15 protein-coding genes are annotated in these 22,438 nt (G+C 41.8%); 5 read left to right on the forward strand and 10 right to left on the reverse strand.

Annotated elements, in window-relative coordinates; all coding sequences use genetic code 11:
• Window positions 1-18: 18 nt before the first annotated feature.
• The 4 genes from VM932_RS00235 to VM932_RS00250 all read right to left on the reverse strand — a co-directional run bounded on the left by VM932_RS00235 (window position 19) and on the right by VM932_RS00250 (window position 5,870).
• Complete coding sequence (locus VM932_RS00235) at window positions 19-2,436, reverse strand: ABC transporter permease (protein WP_326276561.1); 2,418 nt, start codon at window positions 2,434-2,436, stop codon at window positions 19-21.
• Between the two features lie 76 nt (window positions 2,437-2,512).
• Window positions 2,513-3,208 (reverse strand): ABC transporter ATP-binding protein, encoded by a 696-nt coding sequence (locus tag VM932_RS00240; protein WP_163624374.1) that lies wholly within the window; start codon window positions 3,206-3,208, stop codon window positions 2,513-2,515.
• A gap of 68 nt (window positions 3,209-3,276) precedes the next feature.
• Window positions 3,277-4,527 (reverse strand): efflux RND transporter periplasmic adaptor subunit, encoded by a 1,251-nt coding sequence (locus VM932_RS00245; RefSeq protein WP_326276562.1) that lies wholly within the window; start codon window positions 4,525-4,527, stop codon window positions 3,277-3,279.
• Window positions 4,528-4,535: 8 nt separating this feature from the next.
• Window positions 4,536-5,870 (reverse strand): TolC family protein, encoded by a 1,335-nt coding sequence (locus tag VM932_RS00250; protein ID WP_326276563.1) that lies wholly within the window; start codon window positions 5,868-5,870, stop codon window positions 4,536-4,538.
• Window positions 5,871-6,073: 203 nt separating this feature from the next.
• On the opposite strand from VM932_RS00250, the gene VM932_RS00255 reads away from it, so the two are divergent.
• The 3 genes from VM932_RS00255 to VM932_RS00265 are packed head-to-tail and all read left to right on the forward strand — an operon-like array spanning window position 6,074 to window position 9,241.
• Window positions 6,074-7,438, forward strand: coding sequence for a sigma-54-dependent transcriptional regulator (locus VM932_RS00255; protein WP_326276564.1), 1,365 nt, complete (start codon window positions 6,074-6,076; stop codon window positions 7,436-7,438).
• Window positions 7,438-8,790, forward strand: coding sequence for a sensor histidine kinase (locus tag VM932_RS00260; protein ID WP_326276565.1), 1,353 nt, complete (start codon window positions 7,438-7,440; stop codon window positions 8,788-8,790). The genes VM932_RS00255 and VM932_RS00260 overlap by 1 nt, the downstream gene beginning before the upstream one ends.
• A gap of 7 nt (window positions 8,791-8,797) precedes the next feature.
• Entirely contained in the window at window positions 8,798-9,241 is a 444-nt protein-coding gene (locus tag VM932_RS00265) for a 3-oxoacyl-ACP synthase (protein ID WP_326276566.1), read from the forward strand.
• A gap of 13 nt (window positions 9,242-9,254) precedes the next feature.
• Here the strand turns inward: VM932_RS00265 and VM932_RS00270 are convergent, their stop codons facing one another.
• From VM932_RS00270 to VM932_RS00295, 6 genes are all read right to left on the reverse strand, one after another.
• Complete coding sequence (locus VM932_RS00270) at window positions 9,255-9,890, reverse strand: MCP four helix bundle domain-containing protein (protein ID WP_326276567.1); 636 nt, start codon at window positions 9,888-9,890, stop codon at window positions 9,255-9,257.
• Window positions 9,891-10,018: 128 nt separating this feature from the next.
• The gene (locus VM932_RS00275; protein ID WP_326276568.1) at window positions 10,019-10,378 is read right to left on the reverse strand and encodes a hypothetical protein; all 360 of its coding nucleotides are present in this window, start codon (window positions 10,376-10,378) and stop codon (window positions 10,019-10,021) included.
• Window positions 10,379-10,421: 43 nt separating this feature from the next.
• Window positions 10,422-10,838 carry a GreA/GreB family elongation factor gene (locus VM932_RS00280; RefSeq protein ID WP_326276569.1) on the reverse strand — a complete coding sequence of 139 codons (417 nt, stop codon included), beginning with the start codon at window positions 10,836-10,838 and terminating at the stop codon, window positions 10,422-10,424.
• A gap of 203 nt (window positions 10,839-11,041) precedes the next feature.
• Window positions 11,042-12,364, reverse strand: coding sequence for a sigma-54-dependent transcriptional regulator (locus VM932_RS00285; RefSeq protein ID WP_326276570.1), 1,323 nt, complete (start codon window positions 12,362-12,364; stop codon window positions 11,042-11,044).
• A 5-nt stretch (window positions 12,365-12,369) separates the two neighbouring features.
• Window positions 12,370-13,461 carry a sensor histidine kinase gene (locus VM932_RS00290; RefSeq protein ID WP_326276572.1) on the reverse strand — a complete coding sequence of 364 codons (1,092 nt, stop codon included), beginning with the start codon at window positions 13,459-13,461 and terminating at the stop codon, window positions 12,370-12,372.
• A gap of 185 nt (window positions 13,462-13,646) precedes the next feature.
• The gene (locus VM932_RS00295) at window positions 13,647-14,858 is read right to left on the reverse strand and encodes an esterase (RefSeq protein ID WP_326276573.1); all 1,212 of its coding nucleotides are present in this window, start codon (window positions 14,856-14,858) and stop codon (window positions 13,647-13,649) included.
• A gap of 225 nt (window positions 14,859-15,083) precedes the next feature.
• Here VM932_RS00295 and VM932_RS00300 point away from each other — a divergent pair, with 225 nt between their 5' ends.
• Together VM932_RS00300 and VM932_RS00305 are read left to right on the forward strand one after the other, a co-directional pair.
• Entirely contained in the window at window positions 15,084-15,677 is a 594-nt protein-coding gene (locus tag VM932_RS00300; RefSeq protein ID WP_326276574.1) for a site-specific integrase, read from the forward strand.
• Between the two features lie 164 nt (window positions 15,678-15,841).
• The gene (locus VM932_RS00305; protein WP_326276575.1) at window positions 15,842-22,423 is read left to right on the forward strand and encodes an alpha-2-macroglobulin family protein; all 6,582 of its coding nucleotides are present in this window, start codon (window positions 15,842-15,844) and stop codon (window positions 22,421-22,423) included.
• Window positions 22,424-22,438: the final 15 nt, after the last annotated feature.

Consider the following 22,438-nt stretch of genomic DNA (forward strand, 5'->3'; position numbering starts at 1 on the left):
TCTTGGGTTTTTGATTGATTATTCTGAACGTAAACCTTTGGTGGGTTTTAACAAGGCAGCTCCAATAGATTGATAACTGATGGTAACTATTGCAATGCCAAGCGCTATGAGCCCTGCGGTTAAAAATATTTCCCAGCCAATACTGATGCGGTAAGCAAAACCTTCCAGCCATCTATTCATCAAATACCAACCAATAGGGATGGCAATACATATAGAAATGATGATCAATTTTAAAAAGTCGAGTGTGAGCAGTTTGTAAATGTTTTTGAAGGGAGCTCCCAGAACACGGCGAATACTTATTTCCTTTCTACGCTGCTCCACCATAAAGGCTGAAAGGGCAAACAGACCCAGACAGGCCACAAGGATGGCAAAAATGGCAAAACTGTTGAATATTTTACCCATGCGTTGAACATCTTCGTGCATTTGGGCAAACTCCTGTTCCAGAAAAGAATAATTGAGTGCTTGATTTGGTACATTTCTGTTCCAAACTTGTTCAATGGAGGCCAAGGCTTCTGTCGGGTCTCCTTTTTCCAATTTTACGGAAACGGCACCAACATCCTCTCCTATGACCAACGAAAGTGAAGAGATATCCTCTTTCAGGGATTTGAAATGGAAATTCTCTATAACCCCGATGATTTCAAAAACTTGACCACTATTATCCAATGTTTTGCCGATTGGGTCCTGCAGGCCCAATTCCGAGGCCATTTTGGTATTGATAATAATGGAATTGATGGAGTCGTAGGCAAAGTCCTTGGAAAAATCCCTTCCTTTTTCGAGTTGAATACCCAGCGTTTTGATATAATCGTAATCCACTCTCCAAATTTGGGCGGGAACACCCCTTCCGCCGTCATCTTGCCCATCTACGTTAAAGGTGTTTCCGTTTCTACTGCCGCCATCAATGGGTAAATAGTTAGTGGAGGTTACGCTCTTTACTTGTGATAATGACGCGAGCTGTTCTTTAAAAGATTCTATTTTGTTTCCCAGGATATTGGTTCCTTCAAGCACTACAACACGTTCCTTGTCATACCCCAATTCCTTGCTTACGATAAAATCCATCTGACGGTAAATGATCAAAGTCCCGATAATCAAAATCACCGAAGTTGTAAATTGAAAGATCACCAATCCGCTCCTTAACTTTCCGCTTTTACTTCCTACACTCAATTTTCCTTTTAAGACATTCGCAGGTCTAAAAGCTGATAAATAGAACGCTGGATATAACCCTGCCAAAACTCCGACCAGTAAAGCTGACACCAACAACATAGGGGCAAACCACCATGCGGACCAGGGAAGCTCCATGTTTTTGGAAGCAATTTCATTAAAAGTAGGTAACAACACCCAAGCTAGTACAACTCCCAGAACAAAGGAGATAATGCTAAAAACCACTGATTCTGTTAGGAATTGGTTTACCAGATTGTTCCTGAACGCCCCAATGGTTTTTCTAAGCCCAACCTCTTTGGCCCTATTGGCCGATTTGGCCGTGGAAAGATTGATAAAATTAATAATGGCCAAGAGCAGTACAAAAATGGCAATGGCAGCAAAAAGCCAAACAAACTTAACATCGCCATGCTTGAGTCCGTCCTGCATTTTTAGGTCCGATTTTAAATAGATGTCCGTTATCGGTTGGAGTTTATATTCGGCCGTTCTCAAAACATCTATAAAATTGGCCGAACGTCCTCGTTTCATTTGAGCTGGAATGATGTATTTTTCAACGATCAAAGTCATTTTTTGTTCCAACTCTTGAATATTGGTATTGGGGTTTACCAATACATAAGTGAAATAATTCTGGTTGGTCCAGCTTTGGTTGGTGTCTTCAATGGGAAGAAGAAAATCGAAATCAAGATGGGAACTCTCGGGCACATCCTCCATTACCCCTGTTACGGTATACGGGGTCGAAGTGTCGTTGTCCAAAAATATGGTTTGCTCCAAAGCATTGCCATTAGGAAAGTACTTCTCGGCCTTGGATTTGGAAAGAACAATGCTTTTGGGTTCCGTTAAAACTGTTGCAGGGTCTCCCTGCTCCAGTTGTATTTCCAAAATATCGAATGCTTCTTGATCGGCAAGAATAAAGTTCTCCTCAAAGGTATTCTCTTTTTTTCCGGTTAACCTAAACCCACGTTTGCCAGCACCAAATATCTCTATGGTGTTTACTTTTCCCGCTTTGATTATTTCGGGAAAATCGGATTGAAGCGCATCGGCAAAAGGCAATTGGAAGTGCGTGCTTTTCATTACCTCGCCTTGGATCTCTCCTTGAAAAACTACTCTGTAAATTTGATTTTTCTTGGCATAATGCTGGTCGTAGCTGACCTCGTTACGAATAAATAGCGCAATTAATAGGCAGGCGGCTATACCTACGGCAAAACCACCTATTTTGATAAAAGTAAAGAGTTTATCTTTTTTGATGGTTCTCCAGGCAATATTTAAGTGATTTTTAAACATGACTTTTCGTTTTTTGATTGACCCATTGCTTCGACTACGCTCAGCATAAACTCGCTCAGGGCAAGTGAATAAACTCCTATACCATACTTTTCATTGGCTTGTTCTGGCTTTCGGTCACAATTTGGCCATCGAAAAGGTTAATGACCCTGTGTGCGTAATGTGAATCCCGGTCGGAGTGCGTTACCATAACAATAGTGGTTCCTTCTTGGTTGAGTTCCGTCAACAGGTTCATGACCTCGATACCGTTTTTGGAATCCAGGTTACCCGTCGGCTCATCCGCCAAGATCAATTTTGGATTGGTCACTACGGCCCGAGCAATGGCCACCCGCTGCTGCTGACCACCAGATAATTGCTGTGGAAAGTGTTTTTCCCGGTGCGCAATCTTCATACGCTCCAATACCTTTAACACTTTTTCCTTGCGCTCGGCCTTGTTCATTTTAAGATAGATCAAGGGAAGTTCCACATTTTCAAAAACTGTAAGTTCGTCAATCAAGTTGAAGCTCTGGAACACAAATCCAAGATTCCCTTTTCTAAGCTGGGTGCGTTGGCTTTCCTTTAGTCCACCTACTTCGTGCCCTGCAAAATTGTAGCTGCCCTCGGTTGGGTTGTCCAGCATCCCGATGATGTTCAGCAAAGTGGATTTTCCACATCCGGATGGGCCCATGATCGCTACAAATTCCCCTTCCTCTACTTTTAAGTTCACTCCGTTCAAGGCCAAGGTTTCCACTTCCTCTGTTCGGAAGCTTTTTTTAAGGTCTGTTATCTTTATCATTTTTGATGGTTGTTTTTTGTTTTATTATAGAGACTGTTCGTTTTTGATGATTGTTACATTTCCACGGATTACTTTAACACAATCCGTTCCGCATCGCCAAAACTATCGTAGTTACTGGTAATGACCTGTTCTCCTGGTTGAAGCCCCTCGAGGACCTCATAGTATCTTGAGTTTTGTTTTCCCAATCGCACATTGCGCTTAATTGCTTCGTTTCCATCGGGGTTTATCACAAATACCCATTGTCCGCCAGTGCTCTGGAAGAACCCCCCTTTTGGCAACAACAAAGCATCATTGGATTCGCCCAACTGCAACCGTATGTTATAGCTCTGTCCGGCACGTATGGTTTCCGGTCTGTCATCAACAAAAACCAAATCCACACGGAACCTACCGTTCCTAACCTCTGGATACACCTTGCGCAAACGCAGTTTGTATTCGTTGCCGTTACGTTCCAGAGTGGCGGAAAGGTCTCTTTTTACTCTATCAATATAGTGCTCGTCAATATCTGCTTCAATCTTAAAATCGGTAAGCACGTTAATTTGTCCTATACGTTGTCCCTGTGAAATATTCTGGCCAATTTCTGCGTCCAAAAATCCCAATTGTCCGTCCGCAGGAGCCCGCACATTAAGGTGGTCCAAACGTTCGTAAACCATGGAAAGTGTTTTTTGCATACGTTCAAGGTCGGCATCCAAACCTTTTAGGGATGTTTCACGCAATTCATCATCCTGTTCTGTTTGTAGTTTTACAATTTCATATTGCTTTTGTGCCAGTTCGTAATCTTCCTTTGCTTTTAGAAAAACTTCCTTGGAAATCAATTCTTCCTCGTACAATTCCTTGTTTTGCTCGTACGCGCGTTTCAATCGCTGTACATCGTATTGTGCAGTGGCCAAGGATTTTTTGCCTTCAACCTGTCTGGAGTCGAAGGTGAGTTTGGTGGAACGCAGGTCGTTTTGCTTTAATGCCAAGTTGCTTTCACTGGCCAAAATCTGCTCGTACAGGGCCATGTTTTCCAGTTTTAGGATAATGTCCCCTTTCTTGACCATGGATCCTTCCTCAATCAACTTTTCGGAAACACGTCCTCCTTCATAAGCATCCATATAAATTGTAGCGATGGGGGCAACGTTACCATTTATGGTAATATAGTCATCAAACTTACCGTTGGTCACAGTGGCAATGGACAAACGTTCCTTTTCTGTTCTAAAGGTGGACATGGAACTGGCAAAAATCAATTTATAGCCAACAAACAAGAGTAATATCCCCAATGCGATATAACCGTAGTGTTTTAGTTTAAGTCCTTTCTTTTTTTCTAATTGTATATCCATGGTTGTTTTTAGTTGATATTAAAAATGGGCAGCCCGCTATAAAAATCTATGGTGCTTTGGTTGACTTTTAATCTTAGACCTACCTGCAAATTTTCGTTCTGTGCAACACCGTAAAGGTTCTTTGCCTGAAATAGCTCCAAGGCATTGATCAGTCCTTTCTCATATCTTTTTTGGGCTATGGTGAAGGCCAGTTGCTGGGCTTCTACCTTTTTGGTGCTTTGTTCATATTCAGCAATTAGTGCCCGATTATCCTGAACCAATTGCTGCAATAGCTTAAAGAGTTCCTGCTCCTGGATCTCCAAGTTGTTCTTGGCCTGCATATAGGCAATTTTTTGCTGTTTTACTTGAGAGTGGTTCGCCCATCCGTTGCTTATGGGGATGTTCAATTGTGCACCCACAAACTTTGAAGAGTTGTCGTTGAACTGTGTTTTAAACGGGATAACATTGCCGTTTTCATCCACATTGGTCTCAAAATAGCTGGTTCCGTACCCTGCGACAAGTGATAAAGAGGGAAATAGGGTTCCCCTTGTGGCCTGTAACTGCTTTTTGGCCGCTGTTACCCTATGCTCTTGCGATTTTACCAAAGGCACAAATCCTCTTGCAGATTGGTACAGGGAGTCCAAAGCAACAGTTTGGTTCACCGAAGCTTGTTCCAGGTTTTCCTGTAGTTTTATATCCGAAGCTTCGGTTAAATTCATTTCCTGAATCAAAATCAGTTTGGCGTTGGTAAGCAGGTTTCTGTTCTGGGTCAATAAAAGTTTGTCGCCCAAAAGATTGGATTCCGCTTCATAAAGATCGGCACCCGCCATTAACCCAAGTTCCACCTGTTTTTCAACCAAATCGTAGTTTCCTTGGGAAATTTCAAGTTGCTCCAAGGAGTTGGCCACTAAACCTTCGTAAAATTTGATGTCGTAGAAAGCACTCATTACCCTAAAGGCCAATAAGAACTTTTCTTGCAGAATATCTTCTTGGGTTGCCTTATAAATAAATTTGGAGGCTCTTATGGTATTCAATTTTTGAAAACCACGGAACAGGTCCAAATTGGCATTGAGCGAATAATTGTTACTGAAGAAATCCGTGTTCACATAATCGTTGGTCTGTGGGTCGGCAGACCTACCATATCTAATGGTATAATTGGTGGAACCACTTACGGTCGGCAATAAGTCCCTGATGGACTGTCTATAAGATTCCCTGCTGGATTCGTTGCCAAAAGACGTATTCTTAACCTGAAGATTGTGTTCAATGGCATAGTCCACACACTCCTCCAGCGTCCAAACCTCTTGCGAAAACCCGATCAAGGATGTAAATAATAATAAAGTTGTAATGTATGTTTTTAGGCTCATAGTTTTATCCTGTGCCAAATTACCGTCTATTCTTGTGCCAAAATATTTTTAATCTGATTATCAGATATTTACAATCAAAATTGAACAATTATCATTAAGTAAGTGTAAAAATTTTGTACAAAAAATGTCCAAATGTTTTACAGGTATATAAAACATATCGAAGCAATTAGTAGCTTTAGCTTTCAATATGAACCTAAAGCCCTATGGTTGATGCCAGAATTTTAGTGGTTGACGACAACAAGAGCGTGTTGAGTGCTTTGGAAATTCTTTTGCAGTTTGAGTACAAAAGCGTCCAAACCATTTTTAATCCCAACCAGATTTCCTCTTTCCCTAACTTACATGATATTGACATTGTGCTCTTGGACATGAACTTTTCCGCTGGGGTAAACACGGGCAACGAAGGATTATATTGGCTCAACGAGATCAAAAAGAAATCGCCCAATACCTCGGTGATCATGATGACGGCATACGGTGCCGTGGATTTAGCGGTTAGGGCACTCAAGCAAGGGGCATCCGACTTTGTGCTGAAGCCTTGGAACAACGAACGGTTGATGACCACGGTGAAATCGGCCTACGAGTTGAGAAAATCGAAACAAGAAATACACAACCTAAAGAAAAAAGAGAACAACCTAAAGCAGGTCATCAACGAAGGACGAAATTATATCATTGGCCAGTCCAAGGCATTGACTTCTGTTCTGAACCTCGTGGCCAAAGTGGCCAAAACCGATGTTAACGTCCTCATCACAGGAGAAAATGGTACCGGAAAAGAATTGATTGCCCGGGAGCTGCATCGATTATCCACTCGAAAAAATGAGGTTTTTATTGGGGTGGATATGGGGTCCATTGCCGAAAACCTGTTCGAAAGTGAACTTTTTGGACACACCAAAGGTGCCTTTACCGATGCCAAAGAAGATAGGGCCGGCAAGTTTGAGGCCGCACATCAAGGAAGCCTGTTTTTGGATGAAATCGGGAATCTTTCGCTTCAAATGCAGGCCAAATTATTGTCTTCCATCCAAAACAAATCCGTAGTTCGGGTGGGTTCCAATAAATCCATTGATGTAGATATTCGGTTAATATGTGCCACCAATTGCAATTTGGAGCAAATGGTCGCGGATGGATTGTTTCGGGAAGATCTCCTGTACCGCATCAACACTATCCATATTGAAGTACCTCCGCTAAGGGAACGGGATGAGGACATTCTGGTGCTGGCGGATTTTTTTCTCAAAAAATTTGCCCATAAATATGATAAGAGCGGCTTGCGAATCAATCAGTTGGCACAGGAAAAACTGATGGAATACCCGTGGCCGGGCAATATTAGGGAGTTGCAGCATACCATGGAACGAGCCGTTATCCTTTCTGATGGCAATGTTTTAAAACCCTCCGATTTTCTGTTGCATGCCAAGCCCATGCATTCTTTTGACAGCGAGCCCATGACCCTCAACGAAATGGAACAACAAATGATCTTTAGGGCTTTGGAACAGAATGAGGGCAATTACAGTGCCGCAGCCGAACAATTGGGCATTTCCCGACAAACGCTTTATAACAAGTTGAAGAAAAGGAACGACTGATGGCAAGCAGAAACTTTTATATTCAGCTTATTGTCCGGGTAGTTCTCCTCACCCTAACAGCCATTGCAATGGCCTTTTCATTGGCCTATAAATGGTATTTTACCTCTGGGTTTTGTACCATTTTAATGATTGTCCAAGTATTCTCACTAATTACCTTTATAAATCGGACCAATAGAAAAATCTCATACTTTTTTGATGCCATTAAAAATGAGGATTTTACCCTACGCTTTCCAGAAGGTGTTACGATTGAATCTTTTAAAGAACTGAACAAGAGCCTAAACCGTGTAAATGGCCTTATCCAAGAAGTCCACATGCAACTCCAGATACGGGAGCAGTACTATCAAGAAATTTTGAAACAGGCCAGTATCGGCATCATGACCTACAATGAGAAGGGGCATATTCTTTTCGCCAATCCCACTTTAGAGCAGTTGTTGGATTATACACCCTTGAACCACATCAAACAGTTAAAGCAAGTGGATGAAAATCTGTACGAAATCTTTAAAGACTTTCGGCCTTTTCAACGCAAGTTGTTCCAATTGTCCAATGAGCGCGAACAAACACAATTGGCCCTAAAGTCCACCCCTTTAAGGTTGGACGGTCAATCTTTACTGCTAGTGGTAGTCCAAGACATCCATAAGGAACTGGACGAAAAAGAAACCGAGTCTTGGGTACGACTCATCCGTGTGCTTACACATGAAATTATGAATACCATTACCCCCATTGCTTCCATATCGGATTCCATTATTAAATACTACCGAAAAGGAGGCAAAATCACCCCAATGGAAGAGCTGGAGGAAAGCCAGATAAAAAATACGTTGAAAGGATTGGAGGTCATCAAAGAACAGGGTGGAGATTTAATGGACTTTGTGCAATCTTACCGAAGCCTATTGCACGTACCGGACCCGAACAAAACCCTTGTGAAAGGAAAGGACTTACTGGAAAAGATAGATGTGCTCATGTCTGCCCGGCTGCTTGAAGGCGAAAGCGAGTTCAATATACTTTGCCACCCAGAGGATTTGGAGTTTTATATTGATGAAAAACAAATCTCCCAAGTGTTGATCAATTTGGCAAAAAACGGACTGCAATCTGTTGAGTCCACCAGCGGCGGAAAAGTGCAAATGGTTGCTGGAGTCGATGAAAACGGCTCAAAATATATTGATATTAAGGACAACGGTCCTGGGATATCCCCCGAGGTAATGGACGAAATATTTGTTCCCTTTTTTACCACCAAAAGCGAAGGAACGGGTATTGGCCTAAGTCTTTCCAAAAGGGTGATGCAACTTCACGGAGGAGGTATTCAGGTACGTTCTGTTCCTAATGTTGAAACCGTTTTCCGACTTACCTTTGCCTAATCAAATTATGAAAAAAGCACTTTTAGACTTCTGCTGGAGCCATTTGGACGAGCGAACCGAACGTCTCAAAAAACAGGGCGATGAACTCCGGGAATCCTTGGGTTCCGAAACCAAAAGTTCGGCAGGTGACAAGCATGAAACAGGAAGGGCCATGGTGCAATTGGAACAGGAAAAGCTGGGTCAACAATTGCTGGAACTCGATGCAACCCGAAGCATCTTGAATAAAATCAATATTGATAAGTTGTCAGCTAAAATATGTTTGGGCTCTCTGGTAAAAACAAGTGTGGCCGATTATTTTATAGCCATCTCCGCAGGTGCTTTTAAGTATACCGATGGTGTTGTTTACTGTATTTCGGCCAACGCTCCCATAGCCAGATTGTTGCTAGGAAAGGAAAAGGGTGAAAACTTTGTTTTTAATGGGAATGCCCAATCCATTTTGGAGGTTATTTGAAGCTTGGAAAACCCTAAGAATCCTTTTCCACCAGTTGCATACCTCGTTTTTCACGATGGAATACAATAAGAAGAAAAAGTATTCCGATAATGACCAAGAACACTATTTCCAAACGTGATAATAATTGGTTCATGCCAAGAGACCTCTGGGATCGTTGGGTCAATTGTCTTCCCTCTGAAAGTTGGACCTCGGAAAGTTCATCAAGGTCATTGTTAATCCTGGTCAGCTTTGATGAGATATCACGCTTCATTTCTGCGCTTCCGGATGCATTCTTGACCGATAGGTTTTTCTCCATCTCTTGAAGCTCGGAATAGCTGCTTCTCAAGTCCGATAAGTACCTCGATTCCTTGACCGTTAATTCTGTTTTTGCAAAATCTGAAAGTATTTTTTCTATATCGGAAGATTCCGCAAGCATGTTCGTGTTTAACTCATTTTTGGCCAAGGCCAGTTCTTTCTTATGAAATAGATTATTGAGCCTATAAATGTATTCCTGAACCACCAAACGATCTTCAAAAACTGAGTTTACACTTTGTTCTACGGTAGAAAAATTACGTTGGTTCAATCGGTTGGAAGCAAGCACCAATATAAATGCCGCAGCCAGTATGAAACCTGCGTTTATTCGCTGTTTTATGGACATTTTTTTGGGCATTCTTTGCTTTTTTTGTTGTTTCTATAGAATTGAACTTGGATTTATTTGAATAAATCCGCCCAGCCATTAGCTAACCATCTAATTGAGCAAACCTAAATGCTTTGAGCTGAGCGGAAATCATCAATCAACTACAGTACACTTAACTCTCCCGACTCAAGTGCATTTTTCAAATCTGCCTTAACCACAGGGTGGCTGTTAAAGAATCTTTTACCGTCGGTCTTTTTTATTCTCACTTCCACGGTGCCATCCCTTTTTTCCTTTATGGCGGTTACCACCACTTTGTTTCCCTCTACTCTTTTATAATTGGCAATGCCTCCTTTTTTAATAATGAAGTTGGCACGGGGGAAATCAATGTGCTTGTACTGGGGTGCATCGGGACGGCCAATCTCCAATATATCACCAACTTTTACTTCTTGAGGGGTTACATTTTGTGCGTTGATATTTGTGGTTGCTACCACGAACAGAAGTGCTAAAACTATTATTCTCATAACTATATATATTTAAGGTTTACAAATTATTTTGTACTGCATTTTAAAAATCAAAACTGGACGATAATTGGTGTGATTGCTCCACGTCCACTATCCTAAAGGATCTCGAATCCGAAGGAGTACCGATTTGAACAGTATCATCAACTGCAAGCCCGACCAAACTTGCTCCCATGGCACTCACAACAGATATCATATTGTTTTTAAGATTACCCCGTGTCGATGGAACCAATTGAAACATTTGACGTGCTCCATTTACAAATTCGACCGTAACTTTTGAGTTTAACCGAACCACATCATCTGGAATATCCGACTCATCCTCCACCAAAGCCTTGTCAATTCTGTCGCTCAACTTTTCCAAGGCATCTTTGTGGGCATAGTCCTCATAATACCTATGAAAGTTCAGTATTCGTTTAAGCGTTACATAATCCTTTTTCTCCATGATCAGGCTTCCGTATTTCATTTCCAGTTCTTAACGGACGGGACACCTCAACAGCATCCCAGCATTTTGCCCATATAAATGCAACCCTTGTGCCATTTACAGTAATACGGGCATATCATAAATCATAAATATATGATTATAAGATGTTTAACTTTTATTTAGTTCCGTGAAAGAAAAACAAAGGCGGGTACTTTTTACCCGGTCGGGGTAAAATGCCCCAGTAGTTATTTCAATTTTTCGCGAAGCGTTTTCCGGTTGATTCCTAAAATTTCAGCTGCTTTGGTTTTGTTTCCTTGGGTGGACAGGAGCACTTCTTGAATATACTCTTTTTCCTTTTCTTGAAGCGTTTTAAAACCTTTTTTTGGGAAGTCTATTTTATACTTTAATTCATCGGGCAAATGCTCCAAAGTAATTTTGCCATCGCACATAATAACGGCGCGTTGCACAACATTTTCCAGTTCACGGATATTGCCTGGCCAAGAATATCGTTCCAAAACGTCAAGGGCGTCATCAGCAATGCGAACAAAGCGATCTTTATATTCAATGCCATACTTCTGCATAAACTTGTCGACCAACAAAGGAATGTCGGAGGAGCGTTCCCTAAGGGGGGGCACATCTACCGTAACCACGGAAAGGCGGTAATAAAGGTCTTCCCTAAATGTTTTCTTTTGAATTAGTTCTTCCAAATCACTATTGGTGGCAGCTATAACCCTCACATCCAATTTTTCAGGTTTTTGCGAGCCTATTTTGGTCACTTCTTTTTCCTGAAGCACCCGCAGCAATCTATTTTGAACAGGCAAGGGGGCGTTTCCTATTTCATCCAAAAAAATAGTTCCCTTGTGCGCTGCCTGAAAAAAACCATTGCGATTTTCGTTGGCCCCCGTAAAGGCACCTTTGGTGTAACCGAAAAGCTCTGCTTCCAAAAGGTTCTCTGGGATGGCACCACAGTTTACCGCAATAAAAGGAGCCCGGGCAAACTTGCCCGAATAATGGACAGCCCTTGCCACAAGTTCCTTTCCAGTTCCGCTTTCCCCGCGAACCAAAACTGTGGCTCGGTTATCCTTTACCCGGTCTATAATTTCCGTGACCTTTTGGAACGCTTCGGAGGTTCCTATCATGTCCGCATAGCCCTTGGCAATATTTTCTTTGGATGATGTTTTAATGGTCTCCTTGGCATCTTTGCTGGCAAAGGCTTTTTTTACGGCATCTTCCAGCTCTACTTTGGTAAAGGGTTTGGTAAGGTAGTCCGTTACACCATGCTGAATAACTTTTGATGCATCTTCCACCGAAGGAAAGCCCGTTACCACCAATTTGGGCATATCTGGGTAATGTTCGGCAGCATACTTTACCAATTCAAAGCCATCTATCTCCGGCATATTGATGTCCGTTACCAATAAATCTATCTCGGTATCTTTTAAAATGTAAAGCGCTTCTTTTACCGAAACGGCTTTGTAGGTATGGTAGTCCATCGACTTTAAATGCCGTTGCAACAGTTCAAGAATATCGATGTCATCATCGACCAGCAATATGTTCTCGTTTTTCAACAAGGCGTTTACTTTTTTGGGAATTTCAATGTAAAGATAGTGCCTGTTGGAGTATTTGGCCTAACCGCGATGCTTCCTTGATGGCTCTGAACAATACCGTGCACCACACTAAGTCCCAATCCTGATCCCTCGCCAACGGGTTTGGTCGTAAAAAAAGGGTCGAAAATGTGCGCTATGGATTCTTCGGGAATGCCAGGGCCTTGATCGGCAATTTTTAGGATGATGTTTTCCTTTTCGATTCCAAGAAAAACGGAAATAGTGCTTTTGGGCGGTGCAAAATAGATGGCGTTTACAATAAGGTTGAAGACCACTTGGGTCAACTGGATTTTATCAATACGAAGTTCAATGGTGTCTTCGGAATGCTCAAATTCGCAAGAGACATCATTCTGCCTCAAGGTGGTCCGCAGCATATTGATGGCCTCCTCCATCACCTCGACCACATTGATGACTTCCCGGGTCTCTGGCATTTCGCAGGCAAAGAACATCAGTTTTTTTACTACTTCCCGTGAAAATATGGTGTTGGTAATAATTTTGTCCAAATCTTTGAGCGCCTGTTCATCATTACTTATCCGCTCTTTTAAGAGTTCGGTAAAACCTAATATGTTAGCCAGTGGTGTATTGAGCTCGTGAGCAATACCCGCTGTGATTTCTCCCAAGATTCGGAGCCTGTCGGATTGCTCCACCTGTCTGCGGATATGTTCTTCCTTTTCTTTGATTTCCTTACGTTCCAACAAATTGCCCACTTTTAGGCACACATTGTCCAACAGTTGCTGTTCTTCTTCTAAAAAATCCTTTAGCTGGTATTTGGGGAACGGATACCCAACCTTAATCTCACCCTTGGGCTTATTGAACACGGTAATGACGGATTCCAAAAAAACATAGGCATCGCCCTTTTCCTCTGTTTTTATTGAATAATCGGAGGTGGAAAGGACCACATAAGTTTCCTTGTCGAATTGCCAAGCGCGCTCCAAACATTGCACAATGCCAAGCAATGCGGTTTCCATATCGTCATAATCGCAGTTGACGATCAGGGAGGTTACCTCATACAAACAGGTAAGTTCCTTGATACGCTCCTTGAGTTTTTGTTCGGCAGTGAGCATAGAATTATCCTTTGTAGCAAATTAGTGAATTCTGGGGATTCAATTGATGTCGGAAAAAAGGTGCTGTTTCTTGATAAATGTTCAATTCATTAAAAAACCCTTCCAAATCCAAGACTTGAAAGGGTTTAAAAAGTAAAAAGATCTATATTTTGTTTTAGTGGGAATACAAGATACCTTTTACCCTATTATTTAAACAACATCGGCGCGAATTCCGATAGATAGATTCTCCAATTGGACCATGTATGTCCGCCGGTGCTTTCGCGATAGGTGTAGTCAAAATCGTGTTTGTCCAGTTCATTTCGCATATCAACTACACTTTGGTACAAGAAATCGTCCGTTCCGCAAGCAATCCAATAAAGTTCAGGGTCGGCAGCTTTTAAAGCTTCTATTTGCTCACCTCTTTTAGAATGGTCCACCTCAATTCCAAAACGACTGAGGTCGGCAAATCCCATACTCATAACCCCAATATAATCGAACAGCTCGGGGTTTTCAAAAGAGGTGTTCATGGTCTGTAGGCCGCCCATGCTCAAGCCGGTCAAAGCACGATTCTCTTTGTTGGCTTTCACTCGAAAATGTGATTCAATGTAAGGAATCACGTCATTGACCAAACTTTTTTCGAACAACATATTTGCCATGCCCCCTACGGGTTGTGTTGAAGGTTCCAGTTTGGGGCTTACCGTTAAAGCGGCGGCTTGACCTGGATTACCATTGGTCATTACCACGATCATGGGTTTGGCTTTTCCTGAATTAATAAGATTGTCCAAGATATGGTTTGCAACCCCAAGGGTTGGCCATGCCTCTTCGTCTCCACCTCCACCATGCAATAGATACAAAACAGGATAGTTTTTATTGTTATCGGCATACCCCGGTGGTGTGTATACATACATTCTACGGGTTAAGTCCAAGGTCGGAGACTCGTACCAAATTTTGTGAACGGTCCCTTTTGGTCCTGTTTTGGCCCAATAGAGTTCAGAGGCTTCACCTGGAATGTACAGCACATTTTCTGTCCTAAATGCTCCGTCGCGAGCAACCAATAAATTGGCGGTATCCAAAGTGTTAACATCATCTACGACAAAAGTGTACCCATAAAGTTCTGGTTCCAGTGGGCCAACCGTAGTGGACCAAACTCCATTTTCATCTTTGCTCAGCGCTACGGTCTTTCGGGTCATTCCCACTCCCTTACTGGGTACCATTGGCATCCAATTGCCGGATAAGGCTACCTTTTCTGCCTTTGGTGCCTTAATTCTAAAAGTTACCGTGTTGTCATCGGCAATTTCAGGAGAGACCAGTCGCTCCATTGAACCAACTTCTTGACCGATTCCCGCTAAGGGCAAGGTCAAGACCACAAGCATCAATTTAATGCGGAACTTACTTAGTTTTTTTAACATTTTTTTCATTCTAATTCTGTTTAGTTGTTTTTATGCATTACTGTCAGTGTTTGATTTTCAAAAGGTTGAAACCTTACATAGGTTACGGTTACCCTTATAAAGATCAAATTATCACTGCGAATGATATCACTAAGATATGGTATTTTTCTTTATTGTTACAAAATGTTACAATAAAGATTTGGGGTTAAAAAATGAAGCCTTTTCCGAAGTTCTGCCTATACTTGGGATGAAATAGTGGAGGAGTTGAAACTAGCTGGTAGTATGGGCAATGCCCGCTTTCACAACGATACCAGTAAATCCGTCCAGAGATATTTAAAGTTTGACAAAGACCTTTCTTTTACGGACATTACCTCGGCCTTTCTTGAAAAGTATGAGGCCTATCTGCGTTCACAAGGTGGCACAGATGGCGGTATTGGCGTGAGGATGCGCTCCATAAGGGCATTGTACAACCATGCCATCAGAAGAAACATCGTAAAGGAATCCCTTTATCTTTTTCGGGCATATAAAGTGTCGAGATTGAAAGGAAGGGGCGCCAAATGCGCCCTTACCTTTGAAGAGGTAAAACAAATAATCAATGTTGACCTTTCTGAAAATCCAGAGCTTCTGAACAGCAAGAACTATTTTGTTTTTAGCTTTTATACTCGTGGAATGAACTTTGCCGATATGATGAAATTGAAATGGAAGGACATCAAAGGTAGGAACATTTATTATACCCGCTCTAAGACTGGGGTTGCAATCACACAATATACCCCGTATCTGGATGGATTATATTATTTGGAGAAAGAGTTGGATGTCAATAGGGAAATTGTAAACGACACAATCAATTAAACGGTAGAGGAAATTCAGTGAAGTTTTAATAATTTCCAGTTGACATTGAATCAGTTGCCATAAATCGATGGTTTTGTTCCCTTACCTAACCCATATGATAGGTACACTCATTGGCACTTGAACTTAAGAGTGTAACTTTAGTTCTTTCAGGAAAATTGACCACCATGAAAAAACCATTACTTCTTTTATTCCTAATTATAGGACTCCAATGTACCACAGCACAAACCAAATACAATAATCTTTGGAAGGAGGTTGAACAGCTTGAACTCGAAGGGAAGTTTAAAAGTGCCTCCGAAGTTGTAGATAAGATTCTTAAAAAGAGTAACAGAGCCAACGATAGTGATCAAATCGTTAAGAGCTTTACCTACAAATCCAAGTTCGCACTTTTGCTTGAGGAAAATGCTCAGCAACAGGTCGTCAAAGAAATACAGGAGCATATCAACACTTCCAAATTTCCGACCGATGCACTTCTTACATCCATGTATGCAGGTTTTTTGGAGCAATATCTCGTTCATAATCAATATAAAATCCGAAATAGAACGGAAACTTTAAATAGTGATGAAACCGATGATTTTGAAAAGTGGGATGCCAATACCTTGGTAGCCCATATTGGAGAACTCCACAAACAATCATTGCAGCATTCCAATGAGTTGAAAGAAATACCAATTGAAAAGTTCGAGGCCATTCTAACGGAGAGCAATACCTCCAAAAAGTATAGGCCTACCCTCTACGATTTTTTGATGCACAGGGCCCTGTCCTTCCATAAAATCGACCGATGGTATGTAAATAGGCTTGAAGAACGGTTTTTCCTTAACGACCCCTTGATTTTTGAATCCACGGAAGAGTTTGTCAAAGAACCCTTCAAAACCGTTGACAGTATTTTTTCGAATCAAAGGGCCTTAAAGCTGTTCCAAGAACTGGAAACCTTTCACAAAAGCAAGGATACCATTGCGTATGTGGATGTGGTGATCCAAAGGTTGAAGTTTTCAAGGGATAACTCACCCCTGGAAGATAGAGATAGATTGTACCTGAATGGGTTGCAAAGGTTAAATGACAAATATCCTGACCACAGAGTCTCTGGAATCATAGCCTATGAAATCGCGGAAAGCTTGTTCAATGCGACCAATAGCAACAATGCAAAAAATGACCCGCTACTTGCGGAACAAAGGGTAAGGGCCTATAACTTGTGCAAAGAAGTAATCGATAAATATCCAAACTCGGATGGTGGTCTGCTCTGCAAAATTTTAAAGACCAAGATTGAAAAACAAGAATTGGATATTGAGATGGAGAAAAATATCATCCCCAATAGACCATTTCTTGGAAAGGTCACTTTTAAAAATGTAGATTCCCTTTATATCTCCATATACCCCATCCCTAACGAATATTTTACGGACTCCTACTCGTATAAGCGTGACAGTCTTGCCCTGAACGTGATCAAAAACACGAAACACATGGCCGATAGGTTTTACAGCCTACAAAAGAAAAAGGATTTCTATAGTCACGACATAGAGATTGACTTTCCTGAACTTCCTTTGGGCAGCCACTTAATCATTGCATCCAAAGTTGAGAATCCAATAGCCCTCAATGAAATATATGCGTATGAAAAAGTCCAAGCCACAAACTTGGTGTTGCTCTCCACCATGGCCGAGAACAGTCTCGATTTTAAATTACTGGACCGGTCAAACGGACACCCAATTCCCGGAGCCAAACTTACCTTGACCGATGACGAGGACTACGTTAAAACGGGAGAGACCGATGCTAGGGGCTCTTTCTCGGTAAAACGACCAAAAAAAGATTTCTATAATTTAAAAGTCGTGGCCATCAAAGAGCATGACACCATTGTAAACTACGACCAAAGGCTGTATTCAAAAAGCAACTATTCCAATAATGAGGATAAGCGCCTGGCCAAAATGTCACTCTTTTTGGATAGAAGTATATATCGCCCGGGACAAACCCTTTATTTCAAGGGAATCCTAACGGAACAAAAAAAGGGGAAAACCAAGGTTGTGCCGAACACTTGGGTGACCTTGTTCATCTATGACGCCAATAATGAGGAAATCAAAGAAATACGATTAAAGACCAATGACTTTGGTTCTGTCCATGGCCAATATGAAATACCCAGCAATGTACTTACAGGTGAGTTCTTAATCGAAATGGATGAAGATTACGGAACCGATGAAGAGGATGAGGACCCCTACTGGTACAAAATCGATGATTTTGAAATGGCCGAAGTCTATTTCTCGGTGGAGGAGTACAAAAGACCACGATTTGAAGTGAATTTTGAAAAGGTAAAGGAAAACCTTCTGGTCGGGGATTCCGTTGTTGTCAAGGGCAATGCCAATGCACTGCTTGGTACGGCCATTAAAAATGCGAAGGTCCAATACACCATAAAACGAAATTTGACCTCATTGCGTGGTAGTCTGTATTATCAAGGTGAGCCACAGATCATAGCCCAAGGTGAGGTTGAAACAAAGGGGAAAGGAGGCTTTGAAATTCCATTTGTATCCATTCCCGATTCCACCATTTCCAAAACGCACAGGCCCATTTATTCCTATGATGTCAAGGCGGATGTCACTGATATCAATGGAGAAACAAGGACCGCCGAAACAACTGTCCGGGTAGGCTATCATAATCTACAGGCCAATCTCAAGATGGCCGCTACATTGAACAAGGAAGAATCGAACAGTATAAGTGTAACTGCTCAAAACCTGAATTCCCAACCCATACCTGCCCAATTGGAGATAGAGATATTTCGCCTTAAAGAACCTGATCACGTATTCCGAAAAAAACCTTGGGGTTTACCAGAAGGCCAGATAATGGAAAAAGAAAGGTATCGACAGCTTTTTCCCCATGAACCATTTGATAGCCTCGACCTAAAGGAACATTGGCCCAAAGAAGAAATGGTACTCAGAAAACAAATCGAAACCAATGGTGAGGAAAATATAGTTCTGGGAGACATGAAGGGATGGCAAGCCGGATCCTATACTATCACGCTTACGGCTGTGGACCAATTAAAGGACACGGTGAAAATTGAACAAGGGTTTGATGTATATGGCAACAACGAGGCGTTCGCATCCAAAAGTCAGCTTTTTGATTACAAACTTGTCAATAGTGCCTATAAAAGAGATGGCTTCGTACACCTTCAAATTAGTACCGCAGCAGAGAACCTAAAGTTTTTCTTGGAAGGATATTGTAATGAAAAGAAGGTGTACAGCAATGAAATTGACATTAAAAAAGGAACTTCATTTATAAAGGTTCCTGTTGAAAAAGACTATAAGGACAAATTGGAGTTCAATTTGTATTTTGTAAAATTCAATAGTCTTTACTCCAAACAATTTGCGGTAAACTTTCCTGAAGTGACTAAAGGGCTTACCGTCGAAACGATAAGCTTTAGAAACAAACTTGATCCCGATGTAAAAGAAACATGGAGCTTCAGGATTACCAATTCAGATAATAAGGGTGCCAATGCGGAAGTCTTGGCAAGTATGTACGATACTTCTCTGGACCAATTTAAGCAGCACGATTGGGACAACCGATTAGGACATCAATATTACCGTAGTGCCTATGCACCGAGAATAGATGATGGCTATTCCTTTACCACCACGAATTTTAGAAAGTTCCATTACACACCACCACTAAACTCACTTACTTTTCTTAAAAACTATCATCAGCTCAACTGGTTTGGACTCGATTTTGGAAGCACGCAATATGATAATGATCGTTATCTCCAAAAACTCAAGCTCAAGACATTTCAACCCCCAAAGGCAGAAGGCAACATCAGTGGTATTGTGATGGATTCGGACGGGATACCGCTACCTGGTGTGAACGTCATTGTAAATGGTGCCTCCACAGGGACACAGACCGATTTTGATGGCTTTTATTCCATCGAAGCCCCCATGGGTTCCGAATTGGTTTTCAGCTATATCGGTTTTAAAAGTGAGCTTGTTCCCATAACGCAATCAAACTCCGTGAACATAGCTTTGGAAGAGGATTCCCAAGCTTTGGATGAAGTCGTTATCACAGCTCTGGGGGTTCAGCGCAAAAAAGATTTGACCGGTGCAGTTTATATCAATGCCTACAGTATAAGTGCTGATATTGAAAACAAACTTGCCGGTAAAGTGGCCGGAGTGCAAATTACTGAGGCTGCTGGAAATACAGGTGCAGGAACTCAAGTCATCATTCGGGGAATGACCTCCTTGAACTCTAAAAATAGGCCCCTCTTTGTCATTGATGGTGTTCCCGTCGAATTTGGTTCGGATGGATTGAACAAAGTGACCATTCTTCCTTCCAATATTGAGGACATCACCGTGTTAAAGGGCGATTCTGCCACGGCAAATTATGGTTCAATAGGAGTCAATGGTGTGGTCATCATAACGACCAAAAAAGGTATTGAAAATGCCCTGCAGGTAGAGGCCAGAACTAACCTGAAGGAGACGGCATTTTTCTTGCCCAATCTCACAACGGATTCCAATGGTGCCATCAACATCAATTTTGATTCCCCACAGGCCCTGACCAAATGGCGGTTTATGATGCTTGCCCATACCAAGGATTTGGAGCTTGGCCAATTGGAAAAAACAGCCATAACCCAGAAAGACCTGAGCATTGTTCCAAACTATCCCCGTTTTTTAAGGGAAAAGGACACCTTGGTATTTTCCTCCAAAATCAGCAATCTCACCTCCGATCCACAATCCGGTGTTGCCATCCTGCAACTGTTCGATGCGGCAACCATGAAACCATTGCACCAGAAAGTCTTCGGAAATGATCAAACCCAAAACTTCAATATTTCCCCCAACAGCGATGTAAACGTTTCTTGGAAGCTACATATCCCTGAAAACACAAACGCAGTTCAGCTCAAAGTGCTGGCTAAATCAGGAAATAAAAGTGATGGGGAAAGTATGGTAATTCCTGTTTTGTCCAACAGGATATTGATAACCGAATCCAAACCCATTTGGGTCCTGCCCAATAGTACTAAAGAGGTTGTTCTGGAGCCATTGAAAACACAAAATTCCACATCGCTCCAACATCATCGATTTACATTGGAATACACTTCAAATCCGGCATGGACGGCCATAAAATCACTGCCTTACCTTATGGAATTCCCCTACGAATGTGCAGAACAGACCTTTTCAAGATTTTATGCCAATGCCATTGCGGAACACATTGTAAACAGCAATCCCAAAATAGCCGAAGTGTTTCAGGGTTGGGCAGATACTGGCCAAGAGAAAAGTGCCTTGGAGAAAAATAAAGAATTACAATCCATTTTAATTGCTGAAACCCCTTGGGCAAGGGATGCTAAAAATGAAAGTGAAAACAAAGCCAGACTGGGTAGACTTTTTGAAAAGAATGCCCTAACTGACCATCAAACCCAAGCCATGAACAAATTGAAACAGCTACAGTTGGCTTCTGGAGGTTTCCCATGGTTCGCCGGAGGCCGTGAAAGCAATTTTATCACCAGGCACATAGTGGCCGGATTTGGACACTTGAAAAAGATGAACGTCACGAGTGAAAATAGTTCCCATACCAAAGAACTTATAGAGAGCGCTTTGAAGTATTTGGACATGGAGTTTGTCAAGAACTATAGGCAAAAGATGAAAGAGGCCATGGATTCCACCCAAATTGCTTTGACCAATGCCGATATCCATTACCTCTATACCAGAAGTTTCTTTTTGGAAAGTCATCCAGTAACCGGAGAACTAAAAACCATACAAGCAAAGTACGTAGCGTTGTGCGAGGAAAAATGGTTGACCAAACCGCTTTATGAGAAAGGATTAACTGCGCTCATCATGAACAGGTATGGCAAGAAGGACATTGCAAAAAAAATTCTGGAGGCTCTCGACGAACAAGCAGTGCACAGTGAAGAGAACGGCATGTATTGGAAGGCAAATAAATCAGGTTGGTATTGGTTTCAAGCCCCCATTGAAACCCAGGCGTTGCTCATAGAGGCATTTACCGAAATAGGGGCAACCAATGAAACCATTGATGGCTTAAAGTTATGGCTATTAAAAAACAAAAGAACGCATCAGTGGGATACCACAAAGGCAACCACGGAAGCCATCTACGCATTGCTCATCCAAGGAAATGATTGGTTATCGGTAGCCGATAACACCTCGATCTTGATAGGGGACCAAAAGATCCAAACCAAAAAAATGAATCAGACCGAGAAAGAAGCAGGGACCGGTTATATGAAAATTGTTTGGTCCGAGGAGGAGATATCACCGGAAATGGCAGAGGTCAAAATTCAAAACAAGAGCAAAGTTTCTGGCTTTGGAGGAATATATTGGCAATACTTCGAGGATTTGGACAAGACTGTTGAATCTGAAAATGGTCCTTTGATGATTGGAAAAAACATATTCCTCACCGAAATAACCACAGATGGAGAAAAGTTGAGGCCCATAGGTCCAGAATTAAAATTAAATCTTGGCGACCTACTCACGGTTCGATTGGAAATTACTTCCAATGAGGAACTGGAATTTGTTCACCTCAAGGATCTCAGAGCTTCTGGTTTAGAGCCCATTGATGTACTCTCTGAATACAAATGGCAAGATGGACTAGGGTATTATCAATCCACAAAAGATGTCGCGACCCATTTTTTCTTCGACCGTCTCCCGAAGGGGACATATATTCTTGAGTATCAATTGAGGGTCAATAACAGTGGGAACTTTGGTACAGGAATAGCGACTTTGCAAAGCATGTATGCCCCTGAGTTTTCTGGACATTCCGATGGTGAGAGACTAAAGGTTGAATAATTTATCGTAAAAATT

The organism is Flagellimonas halotolerans (assembly GCF_035818535.1).
In the GTDB taxonomy this organism is placed as follows: domain Bacteria; phylum Bacteroidota; class Bacteroidia; order Flavobacteriales; family Flavobacteriaceae; genus Flagellimonas; species Flagellimonas halotolerans.